Here is a 16964-nt window from a genome sequence, read left to right on the forward strand (position 1 = left end):
GGCCCAGCTTGGGCCGAGTCCACCGAATCAGGGGACTAGCGCCCCCCGCCGAGYCGRGAAAGGGGGCTGGGGTAGGCGCGGCTTGCAGCACAGGCTGGGAGCCTGGGCTAGAGCCGCAACACCGCCCTGCCCCCTTTCCCGGCTCGGCCCGAAGGGTGAGCGGCAAAACGGCCGCACTCGTCGTTGAAACTGCTCGCCAGGTGTCCAACCTGGCTCCGCGTTTCGCCTCGATTGCGGCCGTTTTGCCGCTCACGGGGGGCACTAGCCCCCTGATTCGGTGGACTGGGGTCATGGCATGTCTCCTGGCGCGCTCGTACAGCGCGCGCTTTGTCTTTGTTGGGCATGCCGCCCCCTGGGCTCGAGCGTTCGCAAGGAAGCAGGCGCAGGCCCGCCTGGCACCGACCCGTCAGGGGTCAGGCGCGCAGCGCTTCAGCAATGGCAGGGGACGGGGGATCGGCGGCAGGCCGAGATGGCGCTTCGGCCCTCGCGGCACCGGCTCGCTTGGGCGTCAAACAGGGGAGCGGGCACAGCAGGCGCCTCGCACTGCGTCGGCTGACGAAACCCCGGCCACCCGGCGGTATCCGGTCAGCGGTTTCGGCTCAGCGAGCAGTTGGAACAGTGTTTCGTTTTTGGGATTGACGGTCAACGCCGGGCAATCCCTGAGGGCATTTGTTCAGGGGGCGAGGCGAACCCGCAGGCAGCGTTGTCGGCCGCTCGCACGATGAACGCCTCACCGTCATGACGGCCGAGTCAATCGCCGCTCGGCCCCTGGATCACCCTGACCTGCTGGCCGCCAAACTCAACGAGCTGGCCGGTGCGCATCTTGGCCGTCTTGCGCAACTCGACTTGGCCGTCCACCCTGACCTCACCGGCCGTGATCAGCGCGCGCGCCCGGCCGCCGCTGTCGGCCAGGCCGGTGGCTTTGAGCAATTTGTCGAGTTCGATGAACTCGCCGCGCAGTGGGAGGTCGATGGCAGGCATGCCGGGATTGTCGTCGCCGCGCTCCCGCGCGCGCTGCTCGGCGTGGCCGTATGCTGGCCCGCGCAAGGTCATCATTTATTCCACCCCCCTAGAATATCTATGTCGAAAACATTGACAGTCATTTCATTCGGACACACCCGTGAATAGGAATTAGTGTGTACCAACAATGACTTAGGTAACTTGGCACGGGTGGTGCTAACGGAGGTTGTCTGGCGGTTTTTTCCGCATCTTCAGCAACCCTCAAGGGAGTTCTCGATGACCAAGTTCCTTACCTCCGTGGCACTTGCCGCAGGCCTGATGGCCGCTGGCAGCGCCAACGCCTACCTCGTCTTCACCGGCGTCGACAACAACGGCAATGCCAGCGCACAAGTCGCTCCCACGAACTCGATGGCTGCTGAAACCAGCTTCAAGAGCAACCTCGTCGGCGTTGGCACGGAAAACTTCGAAACCCGTGCTGGCGGCGCGCCGCTGGCCCTGGACTTCGGCGCTGCCGGCACCGCCACGCTGAACGGCGCTGGCTCTGTCGCCACCAACACCGCCGGCAACACCAACGGCGCTGGCCGCTACTCTGTCCCCGGTGGCACCCGCTACTGGGAAGTGTCTGCCGGTGGCGGCAGCCCCTTCCAAGTCGACTTCACCAATTCCCTGGCAGCCTTCGGCTTCTACGGCATTGACCTGGGCGACTTCGGCGGCACCCTGACGCTGGAACTCTCCAAGGGCGGCGTCGTGGTCGGCTCGCAAGTCGTCACCACCGCAGCGCAGAACGTCGCTGACGGCAGCGTCCTGTACTTCGGCCTGATCGCCTCCAACGCCTCTGAAGAATTCGACCGGATTCGCTTCCTGTCGACCGTCGGCTCCGGCGACATCTTCGCCTTCGACAGCTTCACGATCGGCACCAAGGAACAAGTGCGTCAGCTGCCCGAACCGGCCAGCCTGGCACTCGTCGCCGGTTCGCTGCTGGGCCTGGGCCTGGTGCGCCGTCGCCGCGCCTGATAGAGCTTCAGCTCACGCCAAAACGGCGGCCTTCGGGCCGCCGTTTTTTCTTGGGTCGCGCCGTTTTGCACCGCCGCGTGCAATGTCAGCTCAAGCGTGACCGACCTTCAGCGCCGCTTCGCGGATGGCGGTCAGCGTCGTGCGCGAGGTGCTGACGTCGGACGACAGCCGCAGGTGGATCAGCGCCGGCCGGCCCGCCGCTATTGCCGCATCCAATGCCGGGCCGACCTGCTCCGTGCTCTCGGCCCTGAAGGCCACGAAGCCGAAGGCCTCGGCGAGTTGGGCGAAGTCGGGGTTGAAGAGGTCACTGCCCGACACGCGGCCCGGGTACTCGCGCTCCTGGTGCATGCGGATGGTGCCGTAGGTGCCGTTGTCCACGACCACGACAAGCAGCTTCTTGGCGCCATAGCCGGTGGCCGTGGCCAGTTCCTGGCCCGTCATCAGGAAGTCGCCGTCGCCGGCGATGTTGACGACCCAGCGGTCCTGCTGCAGCAATGAGGCAGCGACCGCGGCGGGCACGCCATAGCCCATGGCGCCCGAGGTTGGCGCCAGCTGGCTGCGGCCCTCGCGGTGCAGCGCCGTGTAGCGATGGAAGCGGTGCAGCCAGCCGCTGTAGTTGCCGGCGCCGTTGGTGAAGATGGTGCCCTCGGGCAGCTTGGCATCAATGAGGCGGATGACCTCGGCCATGTCCAGCGGCGCCACCGGCACGGGCACGAGGTTGTCCTCGTAGTCGGCATGGGCCGCCTCGGCCCATGCACGCCAGGGAATGTTGGCGGGCGGGGCCAGCGCGGCCAGGGCCGGGGCGGCCGTGCTCATGCTCGCGTTGATGAGCAGCTCGGCCGTGTAGACGCGGCCCAACTCCTCGGCACCGGCGTGGATGTGGATGAGCGCTTGAGCGGGCCTCGGCGCCTGCAGCAGCGTGTAGCCACCGGTCGTCATCTCGCCCAGGCGCGGGCCGATGGCGAGGATGAGGTCGGCCTCTTTCACGCGCGCGGCCAGCTTGGCATTGATGCCGATGCCCACGTCACCGGCGTACAACGGGTGGCGATTGTCGAACAGGTCCTGGAAGCGGAATGCGCAGCCCACCGGCAAGCCCCACGCCTCGGCAAAGGCCTGCAGCGCGGCGGTGGACTCAGGCGTCCAGCCGCCGCCGCCGGCGATAACGAAAGGCTTCCTGGCCGCTGCCAGGCGCTCGCACAGCTCGGCCAGGGCGGCCGGCGTCGGCGCCGCTTCGGCGGGACGCACGGGCGGCAGCACGGGCGCCGTGATGGGTTTGGTCAGCATGTCCTCGGGCAACACCAGCACAACCGGGCCGGGCCGGCCCTGCATGGCGGTGTGAAAGGCACGTGCCACGTACTCGGGCAGGCGCTCGGCGTCATGCACCTCGCCCACCCACTTCGCCATGCCCAGCGTGCCGGGGCCGAACATCTGGCGGTAGTCCACCTCCTGGAAGGCCTCGCGGTCGCGCTGATCGCTGGCGACCTGGCCGATGAAGAGGATCATCGGCGTCGAATCCTGGAAGGCCGTGTGCAGGCCAATGCTGGCGTTCGTGGCGCCCGGGCCCCGGGTCACGAAACAGATGCCGGGCCGCCCGGTCAGTTTGCCCTGCGCCTCGGCCATGAAGGCCGCGCCGCCTTCCTGGCGGCAGGCGATGAAGCGGATCTTGTCGGCGTACTCGTGGAAGCCATCGAGCACGGCGAGGTAGGACTCGCCAGGAACGCCGAAGGCCGTGTCGACGCCCTGGGCAATCAGCGCCTCGACCAGCTTGTGGCCGGCCAGACGGGGGGTGGTAGCTTGTCTAGTCATGTTGGGACTTTAGCTGGCGGCTGCTCCACTTCAGCGGTTCCCGTTGACTGCCCGTTCTATGGCCCGCTCCCTCAGCGTGTCGTCACGCGTCAGGTCCAACGCCTTGTGAAGCGACGACGGTCCGCTGCTGAATTCGGCCGGCTTGCTGACCGGCGTGGCCGGCAGCACGTTGACGGGCGCTGCTGTCACGGCCAGCTCCTGGTGGCCGGGCGGGCACTCGACATTCGTATACGAAACCTGCTGGCCTTTGACACATTTGCGCAAGCCTGCCGGCCGGGACCTGGCCGACGTGGAGGTAGCGGCATCGGCCGCCGGGCGGGCAGCGACCAACGGCTCGCCGAGGCTCGGTGCCGATGTGCTTGACGCGCGCGCTGCCCCCAGCCATGCCTGCAGCTGTTCCTGCTTCTGCCAGACCAGGCCGAGTGCGGCAAGAAGAATCGTCGCAATCGCAAGGCTACGCAGTGACATGGCAGAACCGGGAAAACGTGGTGGCGACCACTTTACCGGCGAGGCGAACGTCGCATCGGGCACGTCCTACCTGAGTTCCCCGCTGAAGGAGCCCGTCAGGGCGCCAGCGTGCGCACGAGACGCACCAGCTGCTTCTCGCGCTTGTGACTGCTGCGCACCGCGCCGCCAGGCTGCTCCACCACCCAACCCGTCTGAGGGGACAGCCGGTCGACCTGCCGCTCGGTCGTGCCGCGCTGCACGTTGGCGTAGCTGTAGGTGTTCACGGCTTCGCTCTCGATGCGCACGGTACTGGTCCAGTACCAGCCACTGGGCGCATCGGGCATGAGCACGGCGGCTTGCTGCTTGCCGCCGATGTGTTCGGGCAGGCGCTTGAACTCCTGCGCGCGGGGCACGCGCCAGAGCCGGCCTTCGGCCTCGCTGCGCGTGCGGGCCGACACCAGCGCCTCGGCATGGGTGAAGAGCTTGATCTCGCCGTCGCAGCGCCGACCATCCCAGTGCCTGCCCTCCACACAGCGTGACCAGGCCAGCCCGGTGGCAGCGTCGATCAGCTCTTGGCCATCGGCACTGGGCGTGAGCTTGGGAGCGGCGTCCTCCGCCATCACGGCGCAAGGCATGGCCAGAGCAAGAGCCAAGGCGGCAATCACGCAGGTTCGCATACGGTCTCCATCATCGTCCGGCCGCCTGCACCAGCGCGGCGGCCTCGGTTGGGCTCACGGCCCCCTCGCCCGCCAGCTCGACGACAACGAGATAGCCCGCCAGGTCATTGCGCGGGCTGGCGGCCGCATAGGTCTGCGCCAGCGTCAGCTGCCGGCTGGCAAGAAGGCGGCCGGTGGCGGGGTCCCAGTCTTCGTTGGAGATCATGCAGCCCTGCTGCGGCGTACCGGGAAAGTAGCTCGTGCCGGCGTAGTAGGCCGGATTGAGGGTCGTGCCGTGGATGAGCAGCTCGTCGCGCCCGGCGCGGCCGGCCAGCCAGGCTTCCTTGATGCCGGAATAGGCGCGCCAACTCGGCGGCAGGAAGCTCTCGTAGGCGGCCTCGCTCCATTCGATGGAGGGGTCAGCGTGCTCGAACTCGGCCACCGTCGCCTCGATGGGCAGCTTGCTGTGCAGATAGGGCGTGGGGCCGATGTTGGGGTTGGTGGCCGTGCCGGCGCCAACGAGGGTGAAGAGACCTTGCGGCGTGTTGCCATTCGTGATGGTGCCGGGCAGGCCGCTGCGCGAGAGCGCGAGCTGGGGCTGGGCGAAGAGCCGGCCGCTCGCATCACGCACGAAGCGGCCATCGGCAGCGCGCACCAGCACGAGGCCCATGTCGGCACGGCCACGGCGTTGCAGGCTGTAGATGACGGGCAGGCCCGGGCGCAGCGGCGCGGCGAGCAGGTCGGCCAGCGGCGGCTGGGCCATGCGCACCGGGGCCACGTCGTCCATCAACGCCACCAGGCGCGGGTCGTCGCGCCACTGCGGGAACTGGCGCGGCACGAGGTCGCGGATGAATTCCGCGTAGCCGGGGTTCATCGCTTTCAGCGTGTAGGCCGCGATGGCAAAAGGCTTGCTCGCCGTGAGCTGGGTCAGCAGCGGCTGCAACGCGGCCTGCACTGCAGCTTCGTTCGGGGCCGCGTACAGAGCACGCGCCGCGGTCAGCAGCGCACGCTGGTAGTCCACGTCCCGGCTGGCCAGAGTCGGCAGGGCCTGCAGCAGCAGCGGCCGGGCGGCGTCGATCTCCAGGTTGTACTGCGCCACCAGGTCAAACAGCTTGGGCAGCGCCGCGTCGCGCTCGGGGCCGGGCGGCAGGGCGATGCGGGCACGGATGTCGGCCAGGGCCGCCTCGCGCTGAGCACGTTCGCCCGCCGTCGACATGGCGGGCCAGCTGAAATCGGCCGGGCGCAGCGCCAGCAGTTCGGCGGCGCTGTAGCGCTTCTCGGTGGTTGGCTGGGGCTTCAGGGGTGCACAGGCAGCAAGGGCGAGCGCGAGCAGGGTGAGGAGGAGACGGGCGATCATGGGGCAGGGAAATTTGCAGGCTGCTGTCGAAATCGCGCGGCCCGCTTCGTCATAGTGTCAGGCAAGCGCCTCTCACCACCCTTCACAGGAGATTCCCATGAACCGACTGACTCTGCTCCCCGTCTTGTTCGCCGCCACGCTAGCCCAGGCCGCACCCGCCACCTATGTCGTCGACCCGGCCCACACCTACCCCAGCTTCGAGGCCGACCACATGGGTATGTCCTTCTGGCGCGGCAAGCTGACGAAGAACTCGGGCACCATCGTCTTCGACAAGGCCAATGGCAGCGGCAGCGTCGACGTGCAGATGGACCTGGCCAGCATCGACTTCGGTCTGGAAGCCATGAACGGCTGGGCCAAGGGCAAGGATTTCTTCAACCTGGAGAAGAGCCCGGCCAGCGCCAGCTTCAAGGGCCGCTTCGAGGGCGCGACAGGCGGCGTGCCGACCCGGCTCGTTGGCGAGCTGACGTTGAACGGCAAGACCAAGCCGATGACGCTGGCCATCCACCAGCTCAAGTGCATGCCCCACCCGATGTTCAAGCGGGACTGGTGTGGTGCCGACGCCTCGGGCTCGTTCAACCGCGAAGACTTCGGCCTCACCGCGGGCAAGGACTGGGGCTTCAAGATGGATGTGAACCTGCGCATCCAGGTCGAGGCCGTCGTCAAGGAGTGATGAAGCCCCTCGCCTGGTCCCGCCCCGCTGAACGCGGGCGAGTCCAGTCGGTCTTGCAGACCGCGCTGCGGCTTGCACCGCAGCCCTTCGGCAGGCACATGCCGCCCACTGGGCGCCATGTGTCCGGCCTCAGCCCCCGCGGGGACGCCGATGCTTGCGGCATTGAGCCGCAAGCACATCGCCTTACGCGGGCCGGCTAGGGAGCGGCCCGGCGCTCGGTCCGCATGAAAACGAAAAACCGGCCCCTGGAGGCCGGTTTGCATTGGACGCGCTAGCTTACTTCACACCCATCTCGTCGAGCAGCCGCGTCGTCTTGTCGACGGTACTCATCTGCCACAGCATGTAGCGCGCGTCCAGCGAGATGCTGCGGACCATCTTGGGGTCGAAGCTCCAGTCCGAGATCACCGCGTCCAGCGTGCCGTCGAACAACAGGCCCACCAGTTCGGCGTTCTTGTTCAGCACCGGGCTACCGGAGTTGCCACCGGTCGTGTCCAGCGTGGACAGGAAGTTCACGGGCACCGAGTCCAGGCCCTTCACGTAGTACTTGCCGAAGTTGCGCGCCTTGATGGCGGCAAGCTGCTCGGCGGGCGCATTGAACTCGCCGCCGGCCTCGTCGGGCCCCTTGTGCTTGGCGACGATGCCGCGCAGCGTCGTGAACGGCGTCCAGGTGCTGCCGTCGGTGCCGGGGTTGCGACCCTCGACCTTGCCGTAGCTGATGCGCAGCGTGCTGTTGGCATCGGCGTAGACGGCCTCGCCGCGGCTGGCGTGGTAGTCGATCATGGCCTGCTGCACGCCGGCATAGGCCTTCTGCAGCCTGCCGCCCAGCTCCTTGTCGCGGTTCTCGAGGCGGCGGTCATCGTCGTACAGCGCCACGGCGGCCTTGATGAAGGCGTCGTCGCTGGCCTTGAAGGCCGCCACGTCCTTGTCCAGCCAGGCCATGCGAACAGCGGTGTCGGAGAGCTTGCTGCCCGCGTAGAGCTTGTCCAGCTGGGCGCGGATGCTGGCTTCGTCCTGACCAGTCTTGAGGCCGTATGCATCCACCCAGGCCGGGTTCAGCGTGTTGGCCGGCTGGGCCAGGTACTGGGCCAGGAAGTGCGAGGCCAGGCGCTTGTCGGTCTGCTCGTCGTAGCGGCGGTCCAGCGTCTGCTGGGCGGCGCGCAGGCGCGGCAGATCGCGCTCCTGGTAGCCGGACTTGCGCTCGGCATCGGGCTTGGCGCGCTCCTGCGCCACGAGGTAGAGCTGGCGGGCCGAAGTCAGCAGGGCGGGCGTCATGAAATTGGCCAGCAGCTCGGCGCGCGTGATGGCCTCGCGCTCAGCCAGCAGGCTTTGCGCCGCGGCGACATCGGCGCCATAGCGGGCCTTGCGTTCTGGCGAGCCGTTGACCCAGGCCTTGAGCTTGTCGAACTCGGCCTTCTTGCGGGCCAGGATGTCGCTGCCGTCGTAGCTCTGCTGCTGGCCCTGCAGGTTCTTGTAGTAGTTCTGCAGGCCCTGCATGCGCGCGGCCATCTTGATCTCGCCGTCACGGCGGCCGGCGGTCTCGGCCTTGATCAGGTCGATGGCCTCGCCCATCACGCGAGCCTGCGTCGGCTGCTGCCAGCCGAAGGCGAAGTCGACCTCGGTGGGCAGGCGGTGGCGGTCGGTGCGGCCCGGGTAGCCGGCCACCATGACGAAGTCGCCGGCGTTCAGGGGGCTGCTCGCCATCTTCAGGTGATGCTTGGGCAGATAGGGCTTGTTGTCCTTGCTGAACTCGGCCGGCTTGCCGTCCGGGCCGACATAGGCGCGGTAGAAGCTGTAGTCGCCGGTGTGGCGCGGCCAGACCCAGTTGTCGGCGTCGCCGCCGAACAGGCCCACGCCGGTGGCCGGCGCGTGCACGAGGCGCACGTCACGGATCTCAAGCTGCTTGATCAGCTGGTACTGCAGGCCGCCGAAGAAGGCGTAGACGTTGCAGCGGTGGCCCTTGTCGGCCTCACAGGCGGCCACGAGGCTCTTCTCGGTCGCCTCGATGGCGTCGGTGCGGGCCTTGCCGGTCAGGGCGCGGGTCTTGTCGTTGAGGATCTCGGCGCTGACATCCTTCAGGTCCACGGTCACCCACATGCGGCTGCCGGGCGCGGCGGGCAGTTCATCGGCCAGCGTGGCGGCGTAGAAGCCGTTCTTCAGCAGGTCGCGGTCGGGCTTGGAGTTGTACTGGATGCTGCCGTAGGCGCAGTGGTGGTTGGTCACCGCCAGGCCCTGGGGCGACACGAAGCTGGCCGTGCAGCCACCCAGCGACACCACGGCACCCATCGGAAAGTCGGTCAGATCCTTGAGCTTGGCCGGGTCCATGGCCAAACCGCCAGCCTTCAGGCTCTTGGCGATCTGCGGCAGTTGCTTGGGCATCCACATGCCTTCGTCGGCATGGGCGGTGGCTGCGGCCAGGGCCGCAAGGGCCAGCAGCGAAAGGGAGTGACGTGTCATGGAGCGGTTCGGCAAAAAGACGAAACCGCGAGGGTAACTCGGAGGCGGCAAATCCCCGGGGTGAGGAAAGGCAGGCTTCGGCTTGCGGGAAGCCCCGCGATCAGGGGACGGTCAGCCCCTCAATGCGTCATACCGATCCATTCGCCGGCGGATTGATAAGCCTCGAACAGGTCCAACGCCAGCTCGCGCAGGCCGGGGTGGTCGCTGGCGTGGCCGTCGGCCAGGCGCTCGTAGGCGTACTGGCGGTCGTAGAGCATGCGCGTCGGGTTGATGGCCAGGCCGGCATCGTTCATCAGCTGGCCAAAGCGCAGCAGGTCGCGGCTGTTGACCGGACCGCTGGTGGCGCCCGCCACCGTCAGGCCGAGAGCGCGGATGTCGCCGAGATTGACGCCCTGCGCGATCTTCAGGCCGCTCCAGGCATGACCCGGGTCGCCCAGGCCGCGGGGTTCGTCGGCGGGGATGGGGATCAGGTGCAGCGGGATGAGCATGACGGGCCTCGGACAGCTTGGCTGTGATGGCTGCCATCGTGCCGGGGCCTCGGCAAAACAAAGACCGGATAAAGCCCGAAAAGACCGGGCTTGTCCGCGCTGATGCCGCTCAAGTGAACTGCAGGTCGAGATCGCCGTGCGCGTAGATGATGACGCCCGTGTCAGTCTCGGTGATGCGGTGGCCGGTGCCCGCGGGGGCCAGTTGGTAGTCGCCTTGCTGCAGCAGGACGTCATCGAGGAAGAGCTCGCCCTGCACCATCAGGCATTCCTCGTCATGGCCGTGGCTGTGCACGGGCACGCTGGCGCCGGGGTCGGCACGGTAGAGCAGCGCGGCCTGGCCGCCGCCCGCCCACAGCACGCGCCGGCGGATGCCGGGCGCGAACTCGGGCCAGCCGGCCTCGGCGTCGCGCACCAGCGTGCGCTCGCTGGCGTGGCCCTCGGCCTCGCGCACGAAGACATGGGCGCCATCGCGGGTGGCGAGCTGCGGCGTATTGCCGGCGGGCAGCAGCAGGAAGTCGCGCAGCCCCAGAAGCTCGCCATCCACATCGACGCTGCCGCGCACGACGAGGAATTCGCGTGCGCCGGCAGCGGCCAGGTCCAGGCGGGCGCCGGGCTGCAGCTCGATGACGCGGGCCGCACGCGGTTCGCCCGGGCGCAACGCCTGGCCCTCGGGGGCACGGTAGAGCCAGCGTTGATGGACGCCGTCGGCCAGCGCCTCGGGCTCGGTGCGGCGACGGCGCACGGTGACCATGCCGCGCTCGGCGTCGAGCGATTGCTGCAGGCGGCCGCTCAGGCGTTCACCGAGGCGGCCGGGCGACGCGGGGGCCGCCCAGGCGCTTGCAAAGGGTTCACTGAGCAACGGCGTCATGTCGTCACCCGCATCGGATTCGGGGCTGGATTCGGGGGCGGATTTGGAGGTAGGGGGCAGCGTCGTCATGGCGTCCTCCCTTCAGGCCGGCAGCGCATGCGCGCCAATGTCGCCCAAGGCCTCGCGCAGTGTGATCAAGGCGCGGCGGATCTGGGATTTGACGGTGCCCAGCGGCAGGCTGGTCTGGCTGGCGATCTCTTCATGCGACAGGCCATTGAAGAAGGCCAGCGCGACGAGCTGGCGCGGCTGGGGCTTGAGCAGCAGCAGGGCGCGATGCAGTTCGGCGTGTCCCTGGGCCACGGACAGCAGCTCGTCGCCGGACTCGGCCGCGGGCGCCGACAACGGCACGCTCTCTTCGTCGAGCTCCTCATGCTGGAAGCGAGCCTCGCGGCGGATCGCGTCGATGGCGCGCGAGCGGGCCATGCCCAACAGCCAGGTCAACGGCCGACCGCGCTCGGGGTCAAAACGCGGCGCCTGACGCCAGACCTGGAAAAACACCTCCTCGGCCACTTCTTCAGCCAGCTGGCTGCGGCGTACCAGCCGCAGCACCAGACCGTAGACGCGCGACAGCGTCGCTTCATACAGGGCCAGCAACGCGCGCTCGTCGTGGTCGACGATGCCCTCGATCCAGGCGGCAAGCTGGGCGTCGTCCAGCGAAGGGCAGCCGGGCTTGGCGGCGGCGGCCTCGATGGCACCGCCCTCTTCCATATCGGCGTCCGGCAGCTCGACGTCGTCGAACAGCAGCGCCGGATTGGGTGGCTCGTCGACAGCTTCGGTGGGGTGTGGCAGGGTCATGTGATGTCCTCAAACCAACAGTTGGTCCGCATGCGGCTCGGCGCCGCGCAGAAAGATGGTGGCACCCGTCTCGGTGCTGATGCCGGCGTGCAGGCTGCCAGCGCGGGCCAGGTGATAGCCGCCGGGGCCGACCTCGATCCGGCTGCCGACCTTGAGCGTGCCTTCCAGCACCAGGCATTCCTCATCCACCGGGTGGCGGTGGGCCTCGAGCCGGGCGCCGGGCGCCAAGCGCAGCAGATAGCTCAGAATGCCCTCGTTCTCATGCAAGACCTTGATCTGCACGCCGTCGCCGAAAGGCTGCCAGCCGGCCGCACCCGCGGGCACGGTCAGGTGGCTGTCATCGGTGTCGGCCACGCGCTCCAGCAGGCGCCGGCGGATGGCGCGGGCCTGGGCGGGGGTGGCGATGGTCGAGGTCATGTAAGGCTGATACGCAGCGGTAAGAATTCCGGATGCAGCGTAAACCTAGGCATCTACCCTGGGTAGCCTGGCGTATCCCCTTTGCATGCCTCAAGTCGCCTTTTTTGACCTCGTCAGCCACTGGCGCCTGGATGCGCCGGTTCCCCGTGTCTGGCAGGCCATCACCCAGACCGAGCACTGGCCGCTGTGGTGGCCGGGCGTCGTCGCCGTGAAACGCCTCGTCGACGGCGACGCCCAGGGCGTGGGCCGCCAGCAGCAGCTCACCTTCCGAACCGGCCTGGGCTACCGGCTGCACCTGGTGCTGGAGGTGACGGAAGTGCTGCGCGAAGAGCGCCTGCGCGCCCGGGCGGGCGGCACGCTGGCGGGGGAAGGCATCTGGCTGATGAAGCAAGCCCTGCCGGAGGCGGGCGGGCATACCGACGTCACCTTCGTCTGGCGCGTCACGCTGCCGCCAGGCATCCTGCGCTGGCTGGCGCCGGTGCTGGCGCCCTTGTTTCGATGGAATCACAAAAGGGTGATGCGGGCGGGTCGGATCGGACTGGCAAGCTATCTCGCCCATTCGCGCCATTGAACTCACTGTCACCTGCGCCCAAGCCAACGGTACGCTGGACACCCGCCTCAACCGAAAACTCCATGGACAAGCGCCCTCGACGCAAACCGACCGTTCTGCTGTGTGCCGCCGCAGACGCCTTGCTTTTCTTGATACTTTGGCTGTGGTTCGGCGATTCAGCCTCCGCATTCACGGTGTGGCTGCTTGTCAGCTTTGCCGCCGGCCTGCTGGGTCTGATCGCGGTGCAGTGGACCGAGTGGCGAAGCTCACACGCCAAGGCAACGGTTCCACCGCCCGTGGATTGCAGCTGAAGCAGGGCCCGGTCAAGCTTTGGGCAGCGTCACCCCCACCTGCCCCTGGTACTTGCCGCCGCGGTCCTTGTAGCTGACCTCGCAGACCTCGTCGCTCTCGAAGAACAGCACCTGGGCGCAGCCTTCGCCCGCGTAAATCTTGGCCGGCAGCGGCGTGGTGTTGCTGAACTCCAGCGTCACATAGCCTTCCCACTCGGGCTCGAAGGGGGTCACGTTGACGATGATGCCGCAGCGGGCATAGGTGCTCTTGCCCAGGCACACCGTCAGCACATTGCGCGGGATGCGGAAGTACTCCATCGTGCGCGCCAGTGCGAAGCTGTTGGGCGGGATGATGCAGACGTCCTTGTTGATGTCGACGAAGCTGTTCTCGTCGAAGTTCTTCGGGTCCACCACGGTGCTGTGGATGTTGGTGAAGACCTTGAACTCGGGCGCGCAGCGGATGTCGTAGCCGTAGCTGGAGGTGCCGTAGCTGATGATCTTGCGGCCGTCCTGCTCGCGCACCTGGCCGGGCTCGAAGGGCTCGATCATGCCGTGCTCCTGGCACATGCGGCGGATCCACTTGTCGCTCTTGATACTCATCTCTTTTTCCTTGTTTAGCGCGGCGTGACACCGTCGAAATACATGCCGCCATCCAGATCCAGGATGAAGCCCTTGACCGACGCGCGCTCGGGTACGGCCAGGCGCCCGTGGGCGATGGGCGTCCAGGGCAGCTCCGTCATCGCGATGCGCTGGGCCTTGGCGTAGATGGCCTTGCGGTCTTCCTGCTTCAACGCTTGCCTGGCTTCGGCCAGCAGCTTGTCGTAAGCCGGGTTGCACCAAAAGCTGCCGCTGGCGGAGCCGCAGGCGAGCTGGCCGGCGGTGTTGGCGGGTTCGGGGTCGCCGTTCCAGCCGCTGAGCGCGGCGTCATGCTCGCCGGCGTCGATGCGGCGCAGGTACTCGCCCCACTCGTAGGTGACGATGCGCGCGTTGACGCCGACCTTGGCCCAGTCCGACTGGATCATCTGCGCCATGCGCTGGCCGTTGGGGTTGTAGGGGCGCACCACCGGCATGGCCCACAGCGTGATGTCCAGCGGCAGCACGCCGGCCTTCTGCAACATGGCACGGGCCTTGGCCGGATCGTAGGGCACGGGCTTGAGCGTGGCGTCATGGGCCCAGTTGGCGGCCGGGATGACGCTGCTGGCCAGCACGCCGGCGTCGCCGTAGACGGTGCGGACGATGGCCGCCTTGTCGATGGCCATGTCCAGGGCCTGGCGCACCTCGACCTTGGACAGGGCCGGGCGCTTGGTGTTGTAGGCCAGGATGCCGATGTTCATGCCGGCCGCTGTCGCCAGTTTGATGTTGGGGTCCTTCTTCAACTCGTCCAGCTCGGCCGGGCCGACCGGGTAGGCGATGTCGCATTCGTCGCGCTTGAGGCGCTGGGCGCGCACGCTGGCATCGGTCGTGATCGCGAAGACGAGCTGGTCGGCGCGCGGCCTCTCGTCCTTGCGCCACCACGTCTGGTGCTTCACGTAGCGGATGACACTGTCGGCGCGAAAGCTCTTGAACTGGAAGGGGCCGGTGCCGACGGGCATCTGCGTGATGCGCTGCGGCGTGCCGGCCTTGAGCAGCTGGGCACCCAGCTCGGCCGACTGGATCATCGTGAAGGCGAAGCTCAGCGCCGACAGGAAGGACGCGTCGCGCTCGGCCAGCGTGATGCGCACCTGGTGGTCGCCCAGCTTCTCAACCTTGGCGATGAGTTTTTCCCAGCCGAAGGACATCACATAGGGCGACACGCTGGGCAGGGCCTTGGCGAAGGCGCTGTCGCGGCTCAGCAGGCGGCCGAAGGTGAAGATGACGTCGTCGGCATTGAACTCGCGCGTCGGCTTGAAGCCTTCGGCGGTATGCCAGGTCACGCCTCGGCGCAGCTCGAAGGTATAGGCCAGGCCATCGGGGCTGATGCTCCAGCTCGTTGCCAGGCCAGGAATCAATTGATCCGTGCCGCGCTTGACCTCGATGAGGTTGCTGAAGATGGGCATGTGGGCGACATGGTCGATGCCGCTGTCGGTCATCGCCGGGTCGAAGGTCTTGGGGCTGCCGGCGGCGCAGAAGCGCAGCGTCGTGTCGGCCTGGGCGATCAGCGGCAGGGCCAGCAGCAGTGCGGCCAATCGCTTCAATTCCGGCTTCACTTGATGATCTCCGCGGCGGGCACGAAGGGCAGGATGCCCATGGATTGGTAGAGGGCCGAGGGCGACAGCGCTTGCTCGCCCTTGATGACCAGCGCAATGCGCCGGATGGCGCGGATGTCGGCCACCGGGTCGCCGTCGATCAGCACGAGGTCGGCGCGCTTGCCGCGCTCGATGCTGCCAATCTCGCTCAGGCGGTCGCTGTATCTGGCGCCGTTCCAGGTCGCGATCTTCAGCGCCTGCGCGGCGGGGATGCCGGCCTGCACGTAGAGCTCCAGCTCGCGCTGCAGCGCAAAGCCGGGCGTTGCGTCCGTACCCGCCACCAGCGGGATGCCGGCCGCGTGCATGCGGCGCAGCAAGTCCATCATGACCTTCCAGCTCGCGCCCCAGCGCCGGGCCTTGGTGTCGTCCATGTCGACTTCGGCCGACAGATAGCTGCGCTGCAGCACAGCCGGCCAGTTCGCGGACACCATCGCATAGCTGGGATTGGGCTGCCCCTGGCGCTGCGTGTACTGGGCCTCGAAGGCCGTCATCGTCGCATCGACGACCGTGCCCTTCTTCTTCAGCAGGGCCAGGAAGTCCTGCGTGCGGCGGTCATTGAGCTTGAGGTCGGCCGCCTTGTCGCCGGGCAGGTTGAAACGCAGCAGGGTGCGCGTGTCGTCGCCCTTGCTGACCAGGAAGTTCAGCGTGACCTGGTTGATGTGGTGCAGCTCGTCGTAGCCCGCCTCGACCGCCTGGCGCGCCGTCATGAAGGCCGGCACATGGCCGCCGGTGCGCAGGCCCAGCGAGCGCGCATGCGTCACCATGGGCTTGACCCACTCGGGGCGGATGGAGTTGTAGAGCTTGAGCTGGCGGTAGCCGTGGGCGGCGTACCAGTCGATGGCGGCCAGGGCCTCGTCCAGGTTGTCGGCCACGAAGTCGGACTGCGAAGAGAACGGGCTCTTGCCCTCGATGAAGCCATTGGCCGCGATGCGCGGGCCGAGCACCTCGCCGCGCTCGATGCGGCCTTTCAGTTCGGCCAGGTCGGCATTGCTGTTGCCGACATCGCGCACGGCCGTCACGCCCGCGGCCAGGTTCAGCAGCAGCGCGCTGGCGTCCAGGTGGGCATGCATGTCGATAAAGCCGGGCAGCAGCGTGCGGCCCTTGCCGCTGATGCGCTGGGCCGGCTCGGCGTTCTTCAGGCTGCCGGGCTTGGCTATTGCCGCGATGCGCCCCTCAAGCAGGTAGACATCGGACGGCCCGCGCAGCGCGGCGGCCTGCGAGTCGAACCAGCGCACGCCTTCGATGACGGTCAGGCCGGGCAGCGGCTTGGGCAGGGTCTTGGCCAGGCGCTCCAGCCGCGCCAGCTGCGCAGCCTTCTGCACGTCGGACAGCCGGTCCATCTCGGCCTCGAAGCCCTGCAGCAGCGTGCCGCCCCAGCCCGGCGAGACCTGGGCGAACAGCGCCTGGTTGTCCTCGCGCAGCCAGAGGTAGCTGGGATCGAGGTCCAGGCCGTCGATGGCGTACAGGCCAACCTCGAAGCTGGCACCGGCCGGCTTGAGCGTCTGCACGCGCTCGATGCTGATCTGGCCCACCGGCAACGCGGCCGCGCGGTGGTCGGAGCGGTGCAGCAGGGTGCGCGCCAGGCGGCCGGCCCAGGCCGGGCTGGCCTGCACGGGCAGATAGACGAGATCGCGGCCCACGCCGGGCTTGTCGCCGCGGTCCACGGGCGAGCGCCAGCTGGCACGGCCGTCCTTGAGCTCGAAGCTTTCGTCGATGCGCGCGCCGTAGGTTGAGACGCCCTCGGTGCGGTAGCTCAGCCAGGCCCCATCGGCCGCCAACTCCAGCACTTCTTTCTGGTCGGGCCCGCGACCGTTGTTGCGGTAGCTGTGGTCGGTCTCCAGCCGCGTCGCCGTCTCGTTGACCAAGAGTCGCCCGCAGCTGACCTTGGCACACATGACGGTATAGGTCTGGGCCTGCGCGGCACTGGCCAGCAGCAGTGCAATCAGCGGGGGCAGGAACTTCATGGG

17 protein-coding genes are annotated in these 16964 nt (G+C 67.9%); 4 read left to right on the top strand and 13 right to left on the bottom strand.

What is annotated here, in order from left to right:
* Window positions 1-750: 750 nt before the first annotated feature.
* Window positions 751-981: an RNA-binding S4 domain-containing protein gene (locus ACXJKJ_RS25500; protein ID WP_457393543.1), complete on the bottom strand. Its 231-nt coding sequence runs from the start codon at window positions 979-981 to the stop codon at window positions 751-753.
* Between the two features lie 255 nt (window positions 982-1236).
* Between ACXJKJ_RS25500 and ACXJKJ_RS25505 the strand changes: the two genes are divergently transcribed.
* A complete protein-coding gene (locus ACXJKJ_RS25505) occupies window positions 1237-1974 on the top strand; it encodes a PEP-CTERM sorting domain-containing protein (RefSeq protein ID WP_457349785.1) in 738 nt (245 codons plus the stop codon).
* A 90-nt stretch (window positions 1975-2064) separates the two neighbouring features.
* On the opposite strand, the gene ACXJKJ_RS25510 is transcribed toward ACXJKJ_RS25505, so the two are convergent.
* Genes ACXJKJ_RS25510 through ACXJKJ_RS25525 form a run of 4 tightly spaced genes read right to left on the bottom strand, consistent with a single transcriptional unit; the run spans window position 2065 to window position 6240 of the window.
* Window positions 2065-3780, bottom strand: coding sequence for a thiamine pyrophosphate-binding protein (locus ACXJKJ_RS25510; RefSeq protein ID WP_457393498.1), 1716 nt, complete (start codon window positions 3778-3780; stop codon window positions 2065-2067).
* Window positions 3781-3810: 30 nt separating this feature from the next.
* Window positions 3811-4311, bottom strand: a complete 501-nt coding sequence (locus ACXJKJ_RS25515) for a hypothetical protein (RefSeq protein ID WP_457393500.1) — start codon at window positions 4309-4311, stop codon at window positions 3811-3813.
* A gap of 32 nt (window positions 4312-4343) precedes the next feature.
* Window positions 4344-4904 (bottom strand): Lcl domain-containing protein, encoded by a 561-nt coding sequence (locus ACXJKJ_RS25520; protein WP_457393502.1) that lies wholly within the window; start codon window positions 4902-4904, stop codon window positions 4344-4346.
* 10 nt (window positions 4905-4914) lie between these two features.
* Complete coding sequence (locus tag ACXJKJ_RS25525) at window positions 4915-6240, bottom strand: hypothetical protein (protein WP_457393504.1); 1326 nt, start codon at window positions 6238-6240, stop codon at window positions 4915-4917.
* Between the two features lie 97 nt (window positions 6241-6337).
* Here ACXJKJ_RS25525 and ACXJKJ_RS25530 point away from each other — a divergent pair, with 97 nt between their 5' ends.
* The gene (locus tag ACXJKJ_RS25530) at window positions 6338-6910 is read left to right on the top strand and encodes a YceI family protein (protein ID WP_056197997.1); all 573 of its coding nucleotides are present in this window, start codon (window positions 6338-6340) and stop codon (window positions 6908-6910) included.
* 276 nt (window positions 6911-7186) lie between these two features.
* Here ACXJKJ_RS25530 and ACXJKJ_RS25535 read toward each other — a convergent pair whose 3' ends face one another.
* From ACXJKJ_RS25535 to ACXJKJ_RS25555, 5 genes are all read right to left on the bottom strand, one after another.
* Window positions 7187-9364 (bottom strand): S46 family peptidase, encoded by a 2178-nt coding sequence (locus ACXJKJ_RS25535; RefSeq protein WP_457393507.1) that lies wholly within the window; start codon window positions 9362-9364, stop codon window positions 7187-7189.
* Window positions 9365-9483: 119 nt separating this feature from the next.
* On the bottom strand, window positions 9484-9852 hold the full coding sequence (locus tag ACXJKJ_RS25540) for a hypothetical protein (RefSeq protein ID WP_056198000.1): 369 nt from the start codon (window positions 9850-9852) through the stop codon (window positions 9484-9486).
* A 109-nt stretch (window positions 9853-9961) separates the two neighbouring features.
* Window positions 9962-10789 (bottom strand): cupin domain-containing protein, encoded by an 828-nt coding sequence (locus ACXJKJ_RS25545; protein WP_056198002.1) that lies wholly within the window; start codon window positions 10787-10789, stop codon window positions 9962-9964.
* 12 nt (window positions 10790-10801) lie between these two features.
* Window positions 10802-11515, bottom strand: a complete 714-nt coding sequence (locus ACXJKJ_RS25550) for a sigma-70 family RNA polymerase sigma factor (protein ID WP_457393509.1) — start codon at window positions 11513-11515, stop codon at window positions 10802-10804.
* A gap of 9 nt (window positions 11516-11524) precedes the next feature.
* Entirely contained in the window at window positions 11525-11932 is a 408-nt protein-coding gene (locus ACXJKJ_RS25555; protein WP_457393511.1) for a cupin domain-containing protein, read from the bottom strand.
* 85 nt (window positions 11933-12017) lie between these two features.
* Here ACXJKJ_RS25555 and ACXJKJ_RS25560 point away from each other — a divergent pair, with 85 nt between their 5' ends.
* Together ACXJKJ_RS25560 and ACXJKJ_RS25565 are read left to right on the top strand one after the other, a co-directional pair.
* A complete protein-coding gene (locus ACXJKJ_RS25560; protein ID WP_457393513.1) occupies window positions 12018-12503 on the top strand; it encodes an SRPBCC family protein in 486 nt (161 codons plus the stop codon).
* A gap of 62 nt (window positions 12504-12565) precedes the next feature.
* On the top strand, window positions 12566-12793 hold the full coding sequence (locus tag ACXJKJ_RS25565) for a hypothetical protein (protein ID WP_457393515.1): 228 nt from the start codon (window positions 12566-12568) through the stop codon (window positions 12791-12793).
* A gap of 12 nt (window positions 12794-12805) precedes the next feature.
* On the opposite strand, the gene dcd is transcribed toward ACXJKJ_RS25565, so the two are convergent.
* From dcd to ACXJKJ_RS25580, 3 genes are read right to left on the bottom strand one after another with little or no spacing between them, the layout of a single operon-like run.
* Window positions 12806-13372, bottom strand: a complete 567-nt coding sequence (gene dcd, locus ACXJKJ_RS25570) for a dCTP deaminase (RefSeq protein WP_056198009.1) — start codon at window positions 13370-13372, stop codon at window positions 12806-12808.
* Between the two features lie 14 nt (window positions 13373-13386).
* Window positions 13387-14958, bottom strand: a complete 1572-nt coding sequence (locus tag ACXJKJ_RS25575) for an ABC transporter substrate-binding protein (RefSeq protein WP_457393517.1) — start codon at window positions 14956-14958, stop codon at window positions 13387-13389.
* The gene (locus ACXJKJ_RS25580; protein WP_457393519.1) at window positions 14955-16961 is read right to left on the bottom strand and encodes an amidohydrolase family protein; all 2007 of its coding nucleotides are present in this window, start codon (window positions 16959-16961) and stop codon (window positions 14955-14957) included. The genes ACXJKJ_RS25575 and ACXJKJ_RS25580 overlap by 4 nt, the downstream gene beginning before the upstream one ends.
* Window positions 16962-16964 lie beyond the last annotated feature (3 nt).

This window comes from Roseateles sp. P5_E1 (genome assembly GCF_054049335.1).

Coding starts and splice junctions, on each gene's coding strand:
- ACXJKJ_RS25500 (WP_457393543.1), bottom strand. CDS start 981: ATGCCTGCCATCGACCTCCCACTGCGCGGCGAGTTCATCGAACTCGAC.
- ACXJKJ_RS25505 (WP_457349785.1), top strand. CDS start 1,237: ATGACCAAGTTCCTTACCTCCGTGGCACTTGCCGCAGGCCTGATGGCC.
- ACXJKJ_RS25510 (WP_457393498.1), bottom strand. CDS start 3,780: ATGACTAGACAAGCTACCACCCCCCGTCTGGCCGGCCACAAGCTGGTC.
- ACXJKJ_RS25520 (WP_457393502.1), bottom strand. CDS start 4,904: ATGCGAACCTGCGTGATTGCCGCCTTGGCTCTTGCTCTGGCCATGCCT.
- ACXJKJ_RS25525 (WP_457393504.1), bottom strand. CDS start 6,240: ATGATCGCCCGTCTCCTCCTCACCCTGCTCGCGCTCGCCCTTGCTGCC.
- ACXJKJ_RS25530 (WP_056197997.1), top strand. CDS start 6,338: ATGAACCGACTGACTCTGCTCCCCGTCTTGTTCGCCGCCACGCTAGCC.
- ACXJKJ_RS25535 (WP_457393507.1), bottom strand. CDS start 9,364: ATGACACGTCACTCCCTTTCGCTGCTGGCCCTTGCGGCCCTGGCCGCA.
- ACXJKJ_RS25540 (WP_056198000.1), bottom strand. CDS start 9,852: ATGCTCATCCCGCTGCACCTGATCCCCATCCCCGCCGACGAACCCCGC.
- ACXJKJ_RS25545 (WP_056198002.1), bottom strand. CDS start 10,789: ATGACGACGCTGCCCCCTACCTCCAAATCCGCCCCCGAATCCAGCCCC.
- ACXJKJ_RS25550 (WP_457393509.1), bottom strand. CDS start 11,515: ATGACCCTGCCACACCCCACCGAAGCTGTCGACGAGCCACCCAATCCG.
- ACXJKJ_RS25555 (WP_457393511.1), bottom strand. CDS start 11,932: ATGACCTCGACCATCGCCACCCCCGCCCAGGCCCGCGCCATCCGCCGG.
- ACXJKJ_RS25560 (WP_457393513.1), top strand. CDS start 12,018: ATGCCTCAAGTCGCCTTTTTTGACCTCGTCAGCCACTGGCGCCTGGAT.
- ACXJKJ_RS25565 (WP_457393515.1), top strand. CDS start 12,566: ATGGACAAGCGCCCTCGACGCAAACCGACCGTTCTGCTGTGTGCCGCC.
- dcd (WP_056198009.1), bottom strand. CDS start 13,372: ATGAGTATCAAGAGCGACAAGTGGATCCGCCGCATGTGCCAGGAGCAC.
- ACXJKJ_RS25580 (WP_457393519.1), bottom strand. CDS start 16,961: ATGAAGTTCCTGCCCCCGCTGATTGCACTGCTGCTGGCCAGTGCCGCG.